Below are 17,936 nucleotides of genomic sequence, written 5' to 3' on the forward strand. Positions count from 1 at the left end.
TCGGGCCGCTCACCACGTGCCGAGCGGAACGATGTCGAGGAACACCGGTCGTCCGGTCCCGTCGCCGCCGGCCGGGACGGGCTGGGTCTCGAACTCCCGGACGACCAGGCGCTGGGGCCGTTGCCCGGTGTCGGGGAGGCTGACGGGGGCCGTGTGCCCGAGGACGGCCGTGGTCGTCAGGACGGTGGACCAGCCCGCGACGTCGGCCGTCGCCGGCACGCCCGCGTCCAGGACCTGGAGTTCGGTCCGGACGGTGTTCCCCGCGCCACCGGCGCCGAGGCCGTCCAGGACCACGGTGGCCTGCCCGGGGCTGCGGGTGACTGTCAGCCGCCGGTCGGGCGGCAGCTGGACGGGGTCGGTCAGGGCCACCTGCGACACGGCCGGCACGTCGGTGACGGTGTGCGGCTGGTAGCGGGCCAGCGCGAGCCGGACGAACGGGAAGTAGGACGAGGACACCACCGGGGCGAGGTCGAGGTCGGCGTACCAGCGGTCCTCCTGGTCGTCGAACTCGACCTGGTACAGCCCGGCGTCGAGGACCCGCTGGAGCTCGGGGAGCGTCACCTGTGCCCACTGCGGTGCGTTGACCTGGGAGCGGGTGAGGGTGCCGGGCGGCGCCCCGGTGCCGCGGATCGGGTCGCGTCCGGCGACGCCGACGTAGCGCAGGGCTTCGGCGGGGGCCGGCGCGGTGGGGAAGGCGAGCAGTGCCAGGGCCTCGTCGTCGCCCGACGCGTACCAGGGCCGTTCGAGGAAGACCCGCAGGCCGCCGCCGCGGCGCAGCCGGGTGAGCGAGCGCTGCCCGTCGACGGTCCGGCTCCAGCGGAACGTCGGCATGCCGTAGAGGAGTCGGGGTGCGGGGGGCCGGGCCGAGCTCGGCACGTCGGTGTCCGCGAGCGCTCCGGTGGCGAGGCAGGCGCGGGGATCGGCCGCGAGCGCGCGCCCGAAGAAGTCCTCGAAGCGCGACACCGCCGTGACGGTGTAGCTCACCTTGTGGTGGCGGGTGTCGCCGAACTCCTGGCGGATCACCGGGAGCGCGTCCTTCGGTGGCAGGTGCTGGACTTCGTACGAGCCGACGTGCGCCATCCGTTCGTGCACCGTCGGCGGGGCGGGCGGGGCGTCGTCGTGGTCGGACCACTCGGCGTGGAGGTCGATCCGCCCGGTGCTGGGGATGTCGATGGCGAGGCCGTCCGTGCCGAGGACGGCGTCGTGGTCGCCGGGCTTGCGCTGCGCGGTCAGCTGTCCGCCCGGGTCGGTCAGCGGTCGCTGCACGGCGTGGACCATGGTGACCGTGCGCGGCGGGGTGATCAGCCGGTTCTTCCCGTGCACGACGTCCTGGAAGGTCGCCGGGTTCACCGGGTCGACGCCCAGCCACAGGGCGATGCCGAGGTAGTCGACGTGCTCGTACGGCATGCAGGACGGGATGTCGAAGGTCACCTGCTCCGCGGGGCCGAGCCCGACCGAGAGGTGGCGGCGGTCGAGGTTCCGCACCGTGCAGCCGCTCGCGGCGGCCTCCAGCTTCACGGTCGCGGTCTGGCGGTCGGGCCAGTTGCCCTGCCAGACGGCGATCACCGACCGGTCGGACGGCACGATGGGCCCGGGCTGCCCGGTGGGGCCCAGCGGCCGGGGCCGCGCGTTCAGGGCGATGAAGGCGCCGCTCGGGTCGGCCAGCCAGGGCAGCACCACGTCCGTCTCGGGCAGGGTGACGTACGGTGACGGAGCGCCGGATGCCGGGTCGGTTCCGACGGTCTGCGCACCCGGGACGTCGGTGAGCCCGCGGTCCGCCCGCTTGGCGGTCCCGAAGAGCCGGGTCACGTCGGCGGCGGACGCGGTGGGGCCGAGGGCCTGGTCGAAGGCGCCGTCGTACTGCAGGGCCAGGGCGAGCGAGCACTTCGGCGGCAGGAGGTGCCGCAGGTCGTAGGCGCGGTACCCGTGGTGGGCGGCGTAGTCGGCCACCGACACGCCGCGGTCGCTGCGGATGACCATGCGGTCCTGGCCGTCGCCGTCGTCGAACGCCCGGGTGGGCACGAGTTCCGGTGGGGGCAGCGGTTCGAAGCGCCGGTAGACGAGGTCGTCGCTCTGCTCCTCGACGGCGCCGACCTCCTCGGCGCGCAGGCCGCCTCCGGCCAGGTCGGCGATCCTGACCCGCAGCCGGTAGGAGCGGCCGAAGCGCAGCCGGGGCAGCGAGCCGAGGTCGCACGTCACGGCCGCGTCGAGGGGCGGGGCGGCCGCGGCCGGCCGGGTGTCGCCGGTGGCCACGATCCGCTCGGGCCGCTGGGCGACCAGGCTCCAGCCGTCCCAGCGGGCCACCGTCTGGTGGAGGTACAGCACGTCGGCCGGGCCGGCGCCGGTGGCGGCCCCGCCGGGCCTGAGGTACCCCTCGTCCGGCAGCCCCGCCACGGTGGCGGGCCCGAGCGGCACGCCGCCGACGGTGTAGTGCACCCGGCGCCGGCACAGCGAGTGCCACGTCCTGCTGGTGCCGTCGTACACGTCCAGCCGGTAGCCGCCGAGGAGGGAGTCCGCCAGCAGTGCGGACGCCTGCAGGCCGGACGGTGTCGCGCGCTGCCGGGCCCGCTGGAGCTGCTTGCCGTGCTCCGTCTCCCGGCTCCGGTCGACGAGCGCGAACCCCATCGAGTGCAGGGCGGGCAGCGCGCCGGGCGGAGCGGTGTCGGCGACGGACGGCGGCGCGGACGCGGCGTCCGAGCGGGCGGCGCTCACCAGGCGCAGGGCGGCGCCGTCCACGTCGAAGGGCACGACTTCGAACCGGGCGTTCCCGGCGGGCGCGGCCTCGGCTCCGGTTCCCATGCCGGTTCCGGACAGGGGGAGCATCCCCTGGCTGAAGCCGGTGGAGGTCGGCCCGTCGACGGAGGCCGGCAGGAAGCGCGTCCCGTTCAGCGTGTAGGCGGTGCGCGGCGACAGGTCGGTCTGGGTGGCGCCGGTCCAGCCCGGCGGCGGGTTCGGGTCCGGGCTCGGCCACCGCGGCACCGCGCGCAGCTCCGCCGGGTCGGCCCCGCCCAGCCGGGAGGCCGGCACGGCGAGGTCCGTCAGCAGGCCGAGCGCGCGCAGCACGACGGGGTGGTCGGCGAGGTGCGCGACGGTGTCGTGGAACTCGCGCTCGGGCGGCGCCGCGAGCCTCTCCGGCGGGCTGAACTCGGCGGCGCTGCGCCGGTAGAAGGCGTACGCCCGGGCGAGGGCCGGCTGGTCCTCGGCGGCGCGTGCCGCCCCGTCCCCGGGCGGCAGCAGGCCGGTCTGCCACAGGTCGGTGATCTCCCGCAGGGCGGCCCGGAGCCCGGCGTCGCCCTCCGGCGCCACGCCCCGGTGCACGGCGTGGGCCCGGGCGGTGGCGGTGTAGATGCCGCGGACCTCCGCGCCGGCCTCGCCCGTGGGGAACGCCCGGGTGTCCCGGCCGTCGTAGAAGGCGGCCCGGTACGGCTCGACCAGCGTGCCGGCGCCGAACAGCGCCTGCCAGGCGGCGAGTTGCTCGGCGGGCGAGAACCGCACGACCGTCCCGTCCAGCGCGGTGTACGGGACCGGCGACGCCGGCACGGACGTCCCGGCGCGGAACACGTCGAAGTGCAGGGCGGCGGACCGCTCCGGCCAGCGCTGCATCCCGAAGTCCGCCACCGTGAGCCGGCCCGTCCCCGGGCCGATCAGGCGCGGCGTCAGCAGCACCGAGAACACCGCCATCGGCTCGGACCCGGCGGCCGCCGGCGTCACCCGGCCGGCCGGGACCACCGTCCAGACGAACTGCCGCTCCAGGCCGGTCGACGACATGCGCTACTCCCCTGCGAACGCCTGGCAGTACGTCTGCCAGGGGAACGACGGCCCCTGCGGCCCCAGCGCCGCCTCGACCGACGACGGGTCCGGGCCGGCCGCCAGGGCCGGACCGGCGTGGGCCGCCGGTGCGGCGAGGTGCGAGGAGCCGCCGAAGCTCTTGTGGCACTCCAGCGTCACGGTCTTGGAGAAGAACGTCAGGTCCACCGTGATGACGAGCCTGGCCGAACCGCTCAGCACATTGGTGTCGGTGTCGTACGTCAGGCTGAGCGTCAGCTCGATCGACACGCTGATCAGCCCCAGCACGGAGACGCTGCCGCCGATCCGCAGGTAGCCGGTGATCTCGGTGTCGCGGCCGTTCTTGGCGAAGACGACGCCGCCGAAGACGTGCACCTCCGCCGACGCGATGGCGAAGTCCATGGTGACGGCGGCGCCGAACTCGATCCCGCCGGTGAGTCGCTGCAGCCCGCTGTCCGGGCCCCCGGCGCCGATCCCGAGTTCCAGGTACCCGCCGCCGCCGAAGCCGGAGACCGTGACCAGGAACGGCTTCTCCCGGGTGCCGAAGGCGAAGTCCACCGCGATCGGCCGGTTGGTCAGCGACAGCGTGACCGCGATCCGGATGGTGAGGTTCTGCAGACTGAACACCATCAGGCCGGCGGTCGGCACGGCCAGGGTGTACGACGCCGTGATCGCCGTGGCCGACACGTCGATCCGCGGGCCGCCGCGCCCCGCCTGCGGGATCAGGTCCTGCAGGGTGCGCAGGAACTTCAGCGTCCCGTCGAGCTCCACGTCCGACAGGGTGACGTCGAGGTGCAGGCTCCGGCCGGCGTCGGCGGTGAAGACGACGGACGCGAAGGTGAGCGTGACGAGCGCGCCCGGGCCCTGCGCGGGGATCACCAGCCTGAACTTGTCGATCGTCCCGGTCGCGTGCATCTGCGGCTTGCCGCCGACCAGTTGCGCCAGCGCCTCGATGGACACCGACGACCCGGCGTCGGGGTAGAACGGCGCCAAGGCCTTCTCCAGCGGCTGGCGCCAGGTGAGCTTAGCGGACGGGGTGTCCGTCCCCTCGCCGAGCCACAGCAGCTTCGGCTGGTCCCTGACGACGGCGATCAGGTCACGCAGCGGGACGACGCCGAACAGCGTCGCGTCCGGGGCGAACAGCTTCGTGGGATCCTGCGGGAGCGCGTTTCCGACGGTGGGCCCGAGCGTGCGCGAGATCTGCGTCACGGTCATGTCGGGGGCGGCCAGCGACCCCGCGCGGGCCCCGGCCGCGCCGAAGTCGAGCGGCCTCGGGGTCACCAGGTCCAGCAGCGCCTCCGCCGGGGGCTGGCCCGGCGGGGTGTCGACGAGCGCCTTGGAGAGCGTCGCGGGCAGCGCCGGCAGCGGGCCCAGCAGCTGGCGGGCCGCCGGCAGCCCCACGGCCAGCTGGGTCACCTGCGGGTAGAAGCCCACCCCGGTGGGGGAGTGCCCCGCGCCGAGCCCGCCGAAGGTCATCGACTGCACCTCCTGCACCGCGCCCGCCGCCGCCTCGGTCCGCGACACCATGGCGAGCGGGATACGGCTGCCGACGTCCGAGACCGGCCGCCCCGGGCCCGCGAAGGCGCCCGAACCGGGACCGCCGCCGTAGATCCCGTCGAGGGCCGCGGCGTGCGCGGCGTCGGCCGCCGCGTCCTCCACGAACAGCAGCGGCAGGTGCAGTTCCACCTCCTGCTGCCCCGCGCCGGCCCGGAGGGTGAACACCACGGGTCCACCGCTGCGCCGCGGCCAGAAGCACCGCGGGGCGCCGGGCGACGCGCCCAGTGGGATCCAGGAGGCGTCGTCCAGCTCCGAGGCCTGACCGGGGTCGATCGTGACCCGCTGGAAGGGGAACCGCCGCTCGTGCGTGCCGCCCGCGCCGATGCCGTAGTCGTCGCGGACGGGCTCGGTGACGATCAGGAAGCTCTGCCGGTGCAGCGCGGCCACGGCGGGATCGGTGCCGTCGAACCGCCGGTCGGTCACCTCCACGTAGACCGCGCGGTGGCCGAACGGGAACAGCGCGCCGGTGGCGGCGACCTTGACGTGGAAGTCCCGGCCCAGCGCGGCGTCGTGGGCCCACTCCAGGTGGGGCCAGTGGGCGGAGGCGGAGAACCGGGCACCGTAGGCGCTCAGGATCAGCCGGTCGACCGCCACCGGGATGCCCGGGTTCTGGACCGCGGCCGCGACGATCTGGTCCAGCCAGGCGTCCAGGGGCGTGCCCAGGTTCGTACCGCCGGGGACGGCGCGCAGGGGGCGCGCCGTCAGCCCGCCGGCCGGGTCGTGGACCCGGCTGTGCCAGAGCTCGGTGCCGCCGCCGGTGCCGGTGGCGGGCCGGCTGCGGTGGGCGCAGCGCGGCTGCCCCTGCAGGGCGAGGACGAGGCGCCAGGGGAGTTCCAGCCGGGTCACCTCGTCCGCCGCCGAGGCCGCGGTGGTGACCAGGGGGAGGCGCTCCATCGCGTCGAGCAGGCCCTCCACGGTGAGGACGACCGGGTCCGGGCCGACGGCGAAGGACAGGGTGGACGGTCCGGAGAGGTAGCCCTGGGGCGGCATGCCGGACTCCACCACGGTCTCGGCCAGGTGCTGCGGGGGCACCTCCACGATCAGGCGGCCGCCGCCCGGGTCGGGCACCAGCTGCACCGTGCCGTCGGGCCGGGTCTGCTCGTGCAGGCCCCGGCCCCGGAGGGTCAGGGTGACGAGGTCGTCCGGGCGCAGCACGGCGTAGCTGGTCGGGGCTGCGCTCGGGGCGGTGCCCGGGGCGGTGCCCGGTGTCGTGCCCGGCGCCGCGCCCGGTGTCGCGCCCGGTGTTGTGCCCGGAGTCGCGCTCGGCAGGTCGACCAGGTGCCACGCGGACCACGCGGTGTCGAACCGTCGGTGCATGAGGGCGGCCCCGGCCCAGACGGCGAGCACGTCGATCCGGCCGTCCCCGGACTCGACGGCGGCCAGCAGGGGAAGCCCGGTGTCGGGGGCGGAGAGGTCGCCGCCGAGGTGCTCCCAGCCGAGCCACGGCTCCAGGGCGGAGTGCCACAGGCCGCGGTCGCCGCCGAGGAAGACGTCGTGCTCCGTCGCGGCGATGCAGGTGGGGGAGCGGTCGAGCCCGTCGGGCAGCTCCCCGAGGTCCTCCCACGTCGGAGCGTCGTGGGCCGCGGCTTCGTCGGCCGTCGGTCTGTTGCTTGGTGGTTCGTCGGCCGGTGGTTCGTAGGCCGGTGGTTCGGTGACCGCGAAGTGGCCGCGGAGCAGGTGCCGTTCGTGGGTGTCCGCGACCAGGAGCGCTCCCCGCGCGGCGCCCGCCTCCGCCGCCTCCGCCACGGCGGCGACCAGCCCGGAGGCCCGGCCGCCGACGGGCAGCACGACCGCCCGGCCGGACGGACGCCAGTGCACGATCTGCCGGTCCGGCGCGCCCGTCCACAGGAGGACGTGGACGTCGCTGCCCCCGGCCGTCACGACGGTGAATCCGGTCGGCGCGGAACCCTGGGGGAGCAGACCACGGGGCAGCACGCCGCATGACGTCCACTCCGGCCGCTCCCTGCCCCGCCCCTCGTCGTCCAGGCGCAGGCGTCGCAGGTCGCCCTCGGCGCCGAGGGCGAAGACCTCGACCGCGCCGCCCTCGACCGCCGTCGCGTCCAGCCAGCCGGATCCGAAGCCCGCGGGCGTCCCGGTAACCCCGGGACGCGGCTCCCCGGGCGAGGACCAGGGACTGCCGAGATCGCGCCACGCGCTCCAGGAGCCGTCGAACGTCCGGTGCCGCACCACGCCGTTCTGCGCGCCGACGAAGAGGTGCAGGTCGCCGTGCCCCGGGGAACACAGGGCCAGGGCCCGCGTCGAGTGATCTCGCATGGGGTGCCCCCAGCATCCGACCGGCGACAGTCGGGGGTGCCGCACCTTCCGGCACCCGCCGGCCCTCGGTCTTTCCAGGCTATTCCTGCTTCGCCCACGCATCAACGTCGGTGACCGTGCGTAGGCTCACCCCCCGAACGGCCCGTTCTTCCTGACAGACCGTAGCGGGAGCGGCGTCGGTCGGGGGCGGACGGCCCCAGGTGCGGGTGTGGGTGCGGCCGGGGGCCGTGCCCGCCGGTGCCGTGCCGCCCTCGTCCGGTGTACGCTCACCCGAGAGAGAAACGGGGACCATTCCCCGTTTCTTGTGGTCGGAGAGTCGGGGAGAGGAACGCCATGCATGGGACGGCACTGGTACTGGGCGGCGGCGGACCGGTCGGCGGGGCATGGCTGACCGGCGTCCTCGCGGGCCTGGCCGACGGCGGGATCGATCCGACCGCCGCCGACACCGTCATCGGCACCTCGGCCGGAGCCGTCTTCGGCGCCCGGCTCGCCGGCGGCGAAGACGCCCGCGAGCTGTACGAACGTCAACTGGCCCGGCTCGACCGGGTCGAGATGGGCGTCACCGTCGCGCAGACCCTGCGCTACCTGTGGGCGGCCCTCGGCACCCGCGACCCGGAACGCTCCGTACGGCGCCTCGGCCACGCCGCCCTGACCGCCCGGCCGGCCCCCGCCCAGGACCTCCACGACACCGTGCGCACCCTGCTGCGCGACGCCACCGCCTGGCCCGCGCAGGCGCTGCGGATCACCGCCGTGGACGCGGAGACCGGACACGTCGAGGCCTTCGACGCGCACTCCGGGCTCGACCTCGTGGAGGCCGTCGCCGCCAGCTGCGCCGTCCCCCTGGTCTGGCCGCCCGCAGCCGCCCTCGGGCGGCGGTGGATCGACGGCGGCACCCGATCCACCGGCAACCTCCAACTCGCCGCCGGCCACCGGCAGGTGCTGGCCCTCTCGCCCGTCCCCGCGGCCGTCGGACCGCACCCCGGCGCCCGGCAACAGGCAGCGGAGCTCCGGGCCGCCGGCACCCACACCACCCTGATCACCCCGGACGCCGACGCCCGCCGTGCGATGGGACGCGACCTCACCGCCGACAGCCGGCGCCCGGCCGCCGCCCGGGCCGGCCACCGGCAGGGCGCGGCCCTCGCCGCCACGGTCGGCCGCACCTGGCCGGTGCAGGGCACGGCCGGAGGCTGAGCGGCGGTCCGTCCGCCCGGACCGCCGCTCACCCGTCGTGTGCCGGCCCGCGGCCCGGGCAGCCGTCGTGTCGTCACCGACCGCCGTCGGTACCGGAAACCGGCCCGGGCCGTCCCGGCACTGGGCAACGGCCCGGTGCTGCCCTACCGTCGGCCCCATGACGCCTCCCCTGCTCCACCGGCGCTGGCCGGAGCTGACCGGGACGCTGCCGTACCTCCGGCTGGGCGACACGCCGACTCCGGTGCGCCCGCTGGCCGGGCTCGGCTGCCGGTCCGCGGTGTGGCTGAAGGACGAGAGCGGGTACGGGCGCGGCGGCTGGGGCGGGAACAAGGTCCGCAAGTTGGAGTGGCTGCTGCCCGAGGCCCGCCGCCGGGGTGCCCGGACGGTCCTCACCGTCGGCGGGCTCGGCACCAACTGGGGCCTCGCGGCCGCCCTCTACGCCCGCGAACTGGGCCTGGACGTCGCCCTCGGCCTGATCGACCATCCGGTCGACGACCACGTCCGCGCCCAGCTGCGGCGGCTGCGCGCCAGTGGCGCGAGGCTGCACTTCCTGCACACCAGGACCCGGCTGGTCCTCGCCGCACCGTGGCTGTTCGTCCGGCACGCGCACGGCCTCACCCCGCCCTACTTCCTCCCGGCGGGCGGGTCCTCGCCGCTCGGGGCGCTCGGGTACGTCGAGTGCGCGCTCGAACTGGCCGGGCAGGTGGCGGACGGCCTGCTGCCGGAGCCCGGATGGATCGTGACGGCGGTCGGCTCGGGCGGTACCGCGGCCGGTCTGGCGCTGGGGCTGCGGCTGGCCGGTCTGCGCACCCGGGTGCTGGGCGTCGTGGTCAACGACACCCTCCGGCTGGACGGTCCGACGCTCACCGCGCTGGCCCGGAAGTCGCTGGCGCTGCTCCGGGCCCGGGGCGCCCGCCTGCCGGGGGCGGAGCCCGGCCCGGCGGACGTGGTCACGGAGTACGGCTGGCTCGGCGCCGGCTACGCCCACCCCACCGCGCCGGGGGCGGCGGCGCTCGACCGGGCGGCGTCCGGGGCGGGCCTGGAACTGGAGCAGACGTACACCGCCAAGGCGCTGGCGGCGCTGCTGGAACTGGACGCCGCCGGGCGGTTCGGCGGAGAACCCGTGGTCTTCCTCAACACCTTCGGCCCCAGGTAGCCGCCTGACACCTGATGCCCGTCGGCCCGGCGAACGGTCGGCAGAACGCGGACGAGGCCCGGCACCCGTAGGGGCGCCAGACCTCGTCCGACTGTGGAGCGCCAGGCCCGGGTTGCACGGACTCTTCCTACTGAAAGTAGGACGTGCTCTGGTAGCACCGCTGACGCCTGGCGAGGAATGATCTCCCTCGCGACGAGAAGAACATTAGCAGGTCATCGGCCTTCTGATCGACCGCCATCGCCACCGCCACCGCCACCCCCGCAGCCACCGCCGCCGCCATCGCCCCGGGCGGGGGTGGCGGCGGCGGGAGCCCGGCGCGAGCCGGCTACAGGACGGCGGGCGCGAGCTCGTCGCCCAGCGGCCGGTCCCGGTCGATGTCGCCCATGCGGCGGTCGGGTCGGCGCACGAGCAGGTAGGCGAGGCCGGCGAGGGTGACGGTGGCGACGCCCAGCGGTGCCGCCCAGATCTGGTACCAGGGCGCCCCGGCCGGGGCGAGGGCGGCGCGCGGCCAGCAGATGTTGACCAGCTCGAAGCCGGTCCACAGCACCGCGAGCAGGTTGACGGGGGTGCCGAGGCGCCCGTACCCGACCGCGCCGGCGGGCGTCCAGGAGCCGCGCAGGCGGGCGGCCAGGGCGACGAGGCAGATCAGGAAGAACGGTGCGAAGATCGCCGCGCTGCCGAAGGTCATCAGGCTGCCGATGGCCGAGGTGCTCAGGCCCAGCGGCAGGGCGGCGCAGCTGATCAGCGTCGCCGCGACCAGGCCGCCGATCGGCGCCCGGCGCCCGTTGACCCTGCGGACCTGGCGCGAGAACGGGAAGACGCCGTCGCGGGCGAGGGAGTAGAGCCCGCGCGCCGCGCCGCCCTGGGAGGCCATCAGGCACGCGGTGAAGCTGATCAGGACGACGAGGACGAAGGGCTTGTCGGCCCAGCCGCCGAACGCGTGGGTGACGGCGGTGGTCACCGGGTCCAGGTCCTGGCCGGAGACGACGTCGGCGGGGCTCGGGTGCGCCAGCTCGACCGAGACCGCGTTCAGGATGACGACGAGCCCGACGCTCAGCAGGGACCACCACATCGCCCGGGGCACCTGCCGGGCCGCGTCCTTGGTCTCCTCCGCCGTCGACACGCAGGCGTCGAACCCGACGAACGCCCACCCCGCGATGGCCAGGGCGGCGAGCAGCGCGCCGGTGCCGCCGATGCCGCGCCCGGTGGGCGCGTGCAGGAAGTCGGTCAGCAGCGAGAGGCCGTGCTGCCGGAAGACCAGCAGCAGGGTGAAGCCGACGAGGACGGAGGCGACCGCCTCGGCGGCGATGCCGAGGCTGACGAACCGGCGCAGGAGGTCGATGCCGTAGGCGTTGACCAGGGTGCAGAAGAGCACGAACCCGACCGCGACGAGCACCTGCTCGGTGGGCGTCGGAACGGCGCCGAAGAGCGCGAAGAGCCAGGGCGAGGCGAGGTAGGCGACGGTGGTGTTGCCGAACATCACCGCGAACTGCCACATCCAGCCGGTCAGCCAGGCGAAGGCCGGGTCGGCCAGCCGCCGGCCCCACTGGTAGGCGCCGCCGGCCAGCGGCCACTGGGAGGCGAGCTCCGAGTAGACGGCCACGACCAGGCACTGCCCGAGCAGGCACAGCGGCAGCGCCCAGACCCAGGCGCCGCCGGCCACGCTCATGCCGACCTGCACGGCGGCGTACAGCCCGACGACGGGGCTGACCACGGCGAAGCCCATGGAGACGTTGCCGAGGACGCTCAGGCTGCGTCTGAGCTCCTGGCGGTAGCCGAGCGCGGCCAGCGTGTCGTCATCGGACGGGGTGTTCTCGGCCATGCGGTGCGCCCTCCTGATAAAACTAACTTTGTTAGCAACCGCTGCTGGTCTGGCACGATAGCCGCAGGAAACGCAGAGCGGAAGAGGGGATTCCCCAGTGGGTCGACCGAGCAGGGCGCTGCTGACCGGCGAACGGATCGCACATGCCGCGCTCCAGGTGGTGGACGAGGAGGGCCCCGACGGCCTGACCATGCGAGCGCTCGCGGAGCGGCTCGGAGTCAAGGCGGCCTCGCTCTACAACCACATCCAGAGCAAGGACGCCCTGGTCGACGCGGTCTCCGAACTGGTCAACGACGAGATCGACCACGCCCCGCTCGCCGACCCCGACTGGCGGGCCGGCCTCGCGGCGTACGCGCGCGGCTACCGCGCGGTCTTCCTGCGGCACCCCAACACCATCGCCCTGCTGGCCCGCCGCCGCGTCGAGGCCGACCGCGCGCTGCGCGGCTACGACACCCTGCTGGCCACACTCGGCCGGGCCGGCCTCGACCCGGCCGACGCGGCGGAGACCGCAGCCGCACTCGACTACCTGGTGCTGGGCTCCGCGCTGGAGACCTTCACCGCCGGCTTCACCCGGACACCGGACGCCTACCGGCCGGACTATCCCGCCCTCGCGGACTCCCTGGAAGCCTCCCGCGCCCGCGACGGCGCGTCGGACCTGGACGACCGGGGCTTCGAACTCGGACTCCGCCTCCTGCTCGACGGCGTCGAACACCGCGGACGCACCGCACCCACCGGTGCCGCACCCGCCGGAGCCGCACCCGCCGCCCGCATCCCCGACCCGACGGGCCGGTAGCGCCGGTAGTGCCGGGGCCGCCGGTGGGCGGCGGTGGGCGACCACGATCCGTCAAGACGCCTTCCGTGCAAGGCTGTTGCTGTCCGCGGACGCTTCCGGGCCGCCGCAGCGGGAAGACTCGCGGGGAGGGCGACGGGGGAGGCGCGATGCTTCGGATGGCGCGGGTGGCGGGGTGTGCGGCAGGGGCGGTGGTGCTGGCGCTGGGGGCCGTGGCCTGTACGGGGCAGAGCAGCGGTGATGCCGAGCTGCCGTTCCCGACCGTCCTGGATCCGGCACCGACGGAGCCCGGGGTGACGCTGTCGCAGCCGGCCCCGGCCTCGGCACAGTGGATCGTGAATGCCCTGATCGGACGGCACCTGGTCCCGGAGGTCTGTCCGGCGCCCTCCCTGACGGACATGATCGTGCTCGACGACGCGGCCGGGCAGAGCCGCGCGGTCGTGGTGTGGCTGGGGGAGGGTGAGGTGACGTGTGTGGCCGCGATCCGGAACGGCGGTGGCGCGGCCCTTGGTGGCCAGTCGCTCGCCTCCCTCGCGGACCAGCCGTTCGCGACCTGGTTGACAGAGTGGGACATCATCGCCGTCTTCCCCGGCGATGCGGGAAAGGTCGTGCTCAAGGACGACGTCGACCACGTCTACGGGCCGCTGCACCAGCGCGTGGTGGACTTCGGCGGCGGCCGGAAGTTCACGATCGTCGAGTACGCCTACCTCCCCAGGATGTCCGGCGCGCCGGCCCCGCAGCCCTCGAATCCCCCGTCCGTCCGCGCACGGGTGTGCCCGTCGGACACCGCCCAGTGCCGCCCGGCTCGCTACGAGATCCGTCCGAACACACCGACCCCGGACCCGTCGGCCACCGTCAGCCCCTGATCGCGGGCGCCGAGCACGCCGCAGCGGCCCCGGTCCCGCCCGGCTGCCGGGCCCGCGATCTCAGCGGACCGGGCCGAGGAAGGAGTCGACACCCTCCGCCGTGACGGGCAGCCGCAGGCGCCGAAGGTTCCCCTCACCCTCCAGCTCGACGACTCCCTCCGGGGTGACGGTCATGGTCAGGACGTACGTGGTCCGTGTCCTGGTCCGGTACACCCATCGGTAGGCGTAGGTGCGCCGGGCCTTGCGCCAGTCGACCGGGCTCGCATCCCAGTCCGCCGCCTCCCACCGGACTTCCTCGTACTGGCGCTCTGCGCCAGATGATCAGCTGCGGTTCGGTGCGCCAGACCTGCTCGTCGAAGTACGCGCCGAGCGTCGTGGCCAGCTCGTCCCTGGCAGCCCGCAACAGCCTCGCCGAGTGCAGTCCGGTCTCCACGGCCGACGCCGAGACGAGTTTGCCCTCGAACGGGCGGTCGTCCGGCTGCGGTTGCGGCTCCGTCGGCGGAACCACCGGTCGCTCCCGAGCCCCCTTGGCATCCGTTGCCTGCTGTGCTTCCTTTGCCTTCGCGCGTCGACGGCCGAAGCGTCCGAACATGCGTCTGCACCCCTCCCACGGCAGCCGGAAACGCCATCGTGCACCGCCGCCGTGGCCGGGACAAGACGGCCCGGCCTGCCGGGCGTGCGGGGGCGGTCCCGTGTCGTCGCCCACCGACGACACAGGACCGCCGACCGGTCGGCTGCTGCTGTCAGGGGTGGTGGACGGTGAGGTCGCCGTAGGTCCGCAGGGCGCCGGGCAGGTCCCCGGGTGCGGCCCGCAGCGTCGCGTCCAGGAAGGCCAGGGTGGCTCCGGCGACGACGCGCGGGCTCTCGGTGCGGCCCAGGGAGCCGACGATCGAGGGCACGGGCGGCAGGTACAGCGGGCCGTCCATGAAGGTGAGGTGGGCGGCGCCGGGGACGGTGAGCCGGTAGCTCGTCGCGGTGTCGGCGTCCAGGGCCGCGGTGAGCCGGGGCAGGTAGCGCGGGTCGGTTCCGGGGGTGACGGCCTGGGTGAGCGCGAGGGTCGGCTGGACGAGGGCGGGCGAGGCGGGGCCGTGGGGGAAGCCGTCCAGGTCGATGACGGCGTCGAACCGGTGGTCCTGCCGGGCTGCCTGCAGGGCGGCGGCGCCGCCCATGGAGTGGCCGGCCACCGCGACCCGGCCGGTGTCCAGGCGGCCGGTCAGCGGGTCGGCGCCCTCGCCGCGGTCGACGGCGTCCAGCCGACTGAGGACGAAGCCGAGGTCGGCGGCCCGGACCGCCGTCCAGCCGGCCGCCAGTTCCTCGTCCTTCTCCGCGTCACCGCTGGAGGCGGTCTCGCCGGTGATCGTCCGGCCGTCGGCGAGGACGACCGCGGCGGAGTCGTACGGGTGGTCGAGCGCGGCCACCACGTAGCCGTGGCTGGCCAGTTCCTCCGCCCAGGCGGTGTTCTGGGTGCGCACTCCGCCCGACCCGGGAGAGAACAGGACGACCGGGAACCGGCCCCCGCTGCCGTCCACCGGGGCGTCGAAGACCGAGCGGCTGCGGGCACGGGGGACACCGTCGACCAGGAACCCCGGCAGACCGACGCCGCGGGCCAGCGCCTCGGAGACGGTGCGCGCCTCCTGCTCCGTGCGCCCGAGGTACTGGGCCCGCCGCGCGCCCGCCGGGCTCTTCTGCGCGGGGTACCAGAGCTGGACGACGACCGTGCGCAGGTCGGTCGGATCGGCGGTGAAGGTCTCGGGGCGGCCGGGGTCGGTCCACTGCACCACGCGGGTGCCGACCGCGAAGCCGCCCGTCGGCTCGGGGAACACGGGTACGGGGAAGGCCCAGGCGGCCACCGGGCCCGTGGCGATCAGGCCGGCGCAGGCCACCGATCCCGGCAGCGCCAGCCACCAGCGGGCCCGCCACGCCGGCCGGCCGGTACGGCGGCGCAGCAGCGGAGCGAGGGCGAACGGCAGCGCGAGGGCGGCGCCCGCGAGGACGGGCAGCAGCTGCCAGCGGATCCCCGTCACGCCGAGCACGATCGCGGACGGCACGAGAACCGCTCCCGCCGCGATCGTGACACGCGGTCGGGCGGCGGGGGGAAGCCAGCGCGCCACCACCAGCGCGGCGGCACCCAGCAGGGCGAGGATTTCCAGGGGGGACATCTGCGGTCCCTCGATGATCTCGGTCACCCGGTCATGCTCGGCGCGGGGTGTGCGCCGCCGCATCGGCCCCGGGTCGTCGCCGTGTGCGACCGCGGTCGTCATGCGTGGCGGCTCCGGTGCGACCGGAGCAGGGTCCGGGAGCGCCGGATCGGCGGCCGCGTTGCGACCACGGGAGGTAGCGGGGCTCCTCCTGAGGTCGTATCCGGGCGCGGGGCGATCAGTCGGTGGGATCATGCGCTCCGCGGGGCGCGCGGCCTACCGTGACCAGGCTGCGACGTGCCGGGGAGCGGTATGTGCGGGGCGGCGCGAAGCGTACGGGAGTGGGCGCGGGTGGGGGAGTGGGCGGGGGAGCGGGTGCGGGAGTGGGTGCGGCACCGGGCCCGGCTGGTCACGGCCGCCGGGCGCTGGAGCACCCGACTGCCGCCCGTGGTGTGGGACTCGCTGCTGCCTGCACTCCTCCTCCTCAACGTCCTGACCACCCGCACACCGCGGGAGCTGCCGGTGGCCGCGGCCCTCACCGCCGCCCTCGCGCTGCCCCTGCTGTGGCGGCGCCGGGCCCCGCTGACGGTGTTCGCCGCCGTGGCCGCCGCGGCCTTCGTCCAGTGGCTGATGGACGTCCAACTGCCCGCGGACGTCGCCTTGTTGGTGGCCCTCTACACGGCGGCCGCGCACTCCGGCCGGCGCGGCGTGCTCGTCGCCGGTGCCGTCGTGGAGGCAGGGGTCCTGCTGGCCTGCCTGCGCTGGGCGGCGGACGGCGCGTTCCTGACCCCCTTCGTCGCTGTCACCGCGACGGCCGTGGCCGCCGCCGTCCTCGGGGTGAACGCGCGGACCACCCGGGCCTACCTCGCGGCCCTGGTGGAACGGGCCGCACGCCTGGAGCGGGAGCAGGAACAGCAGGCGCGACTGGCCGTCGCCGAGGAGAGGACGCGCATCGCCCGGGAGATGCACGACATCGTCACCCACAACCTGTCCGTCATGGTCGCGCTCACCGACGCCGCCGTCTACGCCCAGCACCGGTCGCCCGACCGGGCCACCGCCGCGATGCTCCAGATCTCCGAGACGGGCCGCCAGGCCCTGACCGACATGCGGCGCTCGTTGGGCATCCTGCGCACCGACGAACCGGACGCGGAGCGCCACCCGTTGCCCGGCCTCGCCCAACTGGACGCCCTCGCCGAGCAGATGTGCGCCACCGGGCTGCCGACCCGCCTCGACCTCCACGGCGGCCACGGCCACGTACCCGCCACCGCCCAACTCACCGTCTACCGCCTGGTGCAGGAAGCCTTGACCAACACCCTCAAGCACGCCCCCGCCGGCACGCGCGCGAACGTCCGGATCCGGTGCGCGGCCGAGACCGTCACCGTGGACGTCACCGACAACGGCCCCTGCCCGCAGCCCCCCGCCGCCGCACCGTCCGGTGCCGCACCGTTCGGTGCCGCACCGCCCGGCCACGGCATCCCCGGCATGCGCGAGCGCGCGGCCGCCTACGGGGGGACGCTGCGGGCCGGCCCGCTCCCGGGCGGCGGCTGGGGCGTGCACACCCGCCTCCTCCTCGGCAGCAGCGGAGCGGTGTCCGCATGACGATCCGCATCCTGATCGCCGACGACGAGGCGCTGCTCCGCATGGCCTTCGGCACGGTCCTGGACGCCCAGCCCGACATGACGCCGGTCGGCGAAGCGGCGGACGGCAGCCAGGCGGTACGCCTCGTCCGGGAACTGCGCCCCGACGTCGTCCTCATGGACGTCCGGATGCCCGGGACCGACGGGATCGAGGCGACCCGACAGATCGTCAGGATCGCCCCGCAGAGCAAGGTGCTGATCCTCACCACCTTCGACCTGGACGAGTACGCCTTCGCCGGGCTCAACGCCGGCGCCTCGGGCTTCCTGCTGAAGAACACCAGGCCCGAGGAACTGCTCACCGCGATCCGCAACGTCGCCGCGGGCGACGCGGTGCTCTCCCCACGGATCACCCGCCGCCTGCTGGAGGACCTCCGCCCGCACATCCCCGACGGCGGCGGCACCCACCACGACGAGCGGCTGGAGCGGCTCAGCGGCCGCGAACGCGAGGTGCTCGTCCAGGTGGCCTGCGGCCTGTCCAACATCGAGATCGCGGCCGCCCTGCACCTCGCCGAGGCGACCGTGAAGTCCCATCTGGGGCGGATCCTGCACAAGCTCGAACTCCGCGACCGGATCCAGGCCGTGATCTTCGCCTACGAGAACCGCCTCGTCCATCCGGCATGACCCCGCCGCCGGGAAGAGCGCCGGTCAACCGTGCCTCCCGGCAACGGCGTTGTCGGGGGTCCACCCCGGGCCCACCCCGGGGTCCGGCTCGGGAGACC

Annotated in this window: 10 protein-coding genes; 6 read left to right on the top strand and 4 right to left on the bottom strand. The window is 75.2% G+C overall.

All coding sequences use genetic code 11. The features are described from left to right. Positions 1-9: 9 nt before the first annotated feature. Both ACIRST_RS20750 and ACIRST_RS20755 read right to left on the bottom strand, forming a co-directional pair. On the bottom strand, positions 10-3,768 hold the full coding sequence (locus ACIRST_RS20750; protein ID WP_402803436.1) for a hypothetical protein: 3,759 nt from the start codon (positions 3,766-3,768) through the stop codon (positions 10-12). A 3-nt stretch (positions 3,769-3,771) separates the two neighbouring features. Then, entirely contained in the window at positions 3,772-7,617 is a 3,846-nt protein-coding gene (locus tag ACIRST_RS20755; RefSeq protein WP_402803438.1) for a hypothetical protein, read from the bottom strand. 333 nt (positions 7,618-7,950) lie between these two features. Here ACIRST_RS20755 and ACIRST_RS20760 point away from each other — a divergent pair, with 333 nt between their 5' ends. Then, positions 7,951-8,808, top strand: a complete 858-nt coding sequence (locus ACIRST_RS20760) for a patatin-like phospholipase family protein (RefSeq protein ID WP_402803439.1) — start codon at positions 7,951-7,953, stop codon at positions 8,806-8,808. 157 nt (positions 8,809-8,965) lie between these two features. Next, entirely contained in the window at positions 8,966-9,964 is a 999-nt protein-coding gene (locus tag ACIRST_RS20765) for a 1-aminocyclopropane-1-carboxylate deaminase/D-cysteine desulfhydrase (RefSeq protein ID WP_402803441.1), read from the top strand. Positions 9,965-10,289: 325 nt separating this feature from the next. Here the strand turns inward: ACIRST_RS20765 and ACIRST_RS20770 are convergent, their stop codons facing one another. Then, the gene (locus ACIRST_RS20770; protein ID WP_350520526.1) at positions 10,290-11,786 is read right to left on the bottom strand and encodes an APC family permease; all 1,497 of its coding nucleotides are present in this window, start codon (positions 11,784-11,786) and stop codon (positions 10,290-10,292) included. A gap of 97 nt (positions 11,787-11,883) precedes the next feature. Between ACIRST_RS20770 and ACIRST_RS20775 the strand changes: the two genes are divergently transcribed. Then, on the top strand, positions 11,884-12,579 hold the full coding sequence (locus ACIRST_RS20775; RefSeq protein ID WP_402803443.1) for a TetR/AcrR family transcriptional regulator C-terminal domain-containing protein: 696 nt from the start codon (positions 11,884-11,886) through the stop codon (positions 12,577-12,579). A gap of 146 nt (positions 12,580-12,725) precedes the next feature. Then, a complete protein-coding gene (locus tag ACIRST_RS20780; protein ID WP_402803445.1) occupies positions 12,726-13,442 on the top strand; it encodes a hypothetical protein in 717 nt (238 codons plus the stop codon). A 743-nt stretch (positions 13,443-14,185) separates the two neighbouring features. Here the strand turns inward: ACIRST_RS20780 and ACIRST_RS20785 are convergent. Next, positions 14,186-15,664 (bottom strand): alpha/beta hydrolase family protein, encoded by a 1,479-nt coding sequence (locus ACIRST_RS20785; protein WP_402803501.1) that lies wholly within the window; start codon positions 15,662-15,664, stop codon positions 14,186-14,188. A 267-nt stretch (positions 15,665-15,931) separates the two neighbouring features. Here ACIRST_RS20785 and ACIRST_RS20790 point away from each other — a divergent pair, with 267 nt between their 5' ends. Both ACIRST_RS20790 and ACIRST_RS20795 read left to right on the top strand, forming a co-directional pair. Beyond that, entirely contained in the window at positions 15,932-17,179 is a 1,248-nt protein-coding gene (locus ACIRST_RS20790) for a sensor histidine kinase (RefSeq protein WP_402803447.1), read from the top strand. Next, entirely contained in the window at positions 17,176-17,838 is a 663-nt protein-coding gene (locus tag ACIRST_RS20795) for a response regulator (protein WP_402803449.1), read from the top strand. The genes ACIRST_RS20790 and ACIRST_RS20795 overlap by 4 nt, the downstream gene beginning before the upstream one ends. The last annotated feature ends 98 nt before the right edge of the window (positions 17,839-17,936 follow it).

Origin of the sequence: Kitasatospora sp. NPDC101447 (assembly GCF_044767225.1) — a bacterium.
Lineage (GTDB): Bacteria > Actinomycetota > Actinomycetes > Streptomycetales > Streptomycetaceae > Kitasatospora.

Coding starts and splice junctions, on each gene's coding strand:
- ACIRST_RS20750 (WP_402803436.1), bottom strand. CDS start 3,768: ATGTCGTCGACCGGCCTGGAGCGGCAGTTCGTCTGGACGGTGGTCCCG.
- ACIRST_RS20755 (WP_402803438.1), bottom strand. CDS start 7,617: ATGCGAGATCACTCGACGCGGGCCCTGGCCCTGTGTTCCCCGGGGCAC.
- ACIRST_RS20760 (WP_402803439.1), top strand. CDS start 7,951: ATGCATGGGACGGCACTGGTACTGGGCGGCGGCGGACCGGTCGGCGGG.
- ACIRST_RS20765 (WP_402803441.1), top strand. CDS start 8,966: ATGACGCCTCCCCTGCTCCACCGGCGCTGGCCGGAGCTGACCGGGACG.
- ACIRST_RS20770 (WP_350520526.1), bottom strand. CDS start 11,786: ATGGCCGAGAACACCCCGTCCGATGACGACACGCTGGCCGCGCTCGGC.
- ACIRST_RS20780 (WP_402803445.1), top strand. CDS start 12,726: ATGCTTCGGATGGCGCGGGTGGCGGGGTGTGCGGCAGGGGCGGTGGTG.
- ACIRST_RS20785 (WP_402803501.1), bottom strand. CDS start 15,664: ATGCGGCGGCGCACACCCCGCGCCGAGCATGACCGGGTGACCGAGATC.
- ACIRST_RS20795 (WP_402803449.1), top strand. CDS start 17,176: ATGACGATCCGCATCCTGATCGCCGACGACGAGGCGCTGCTCCGCATG.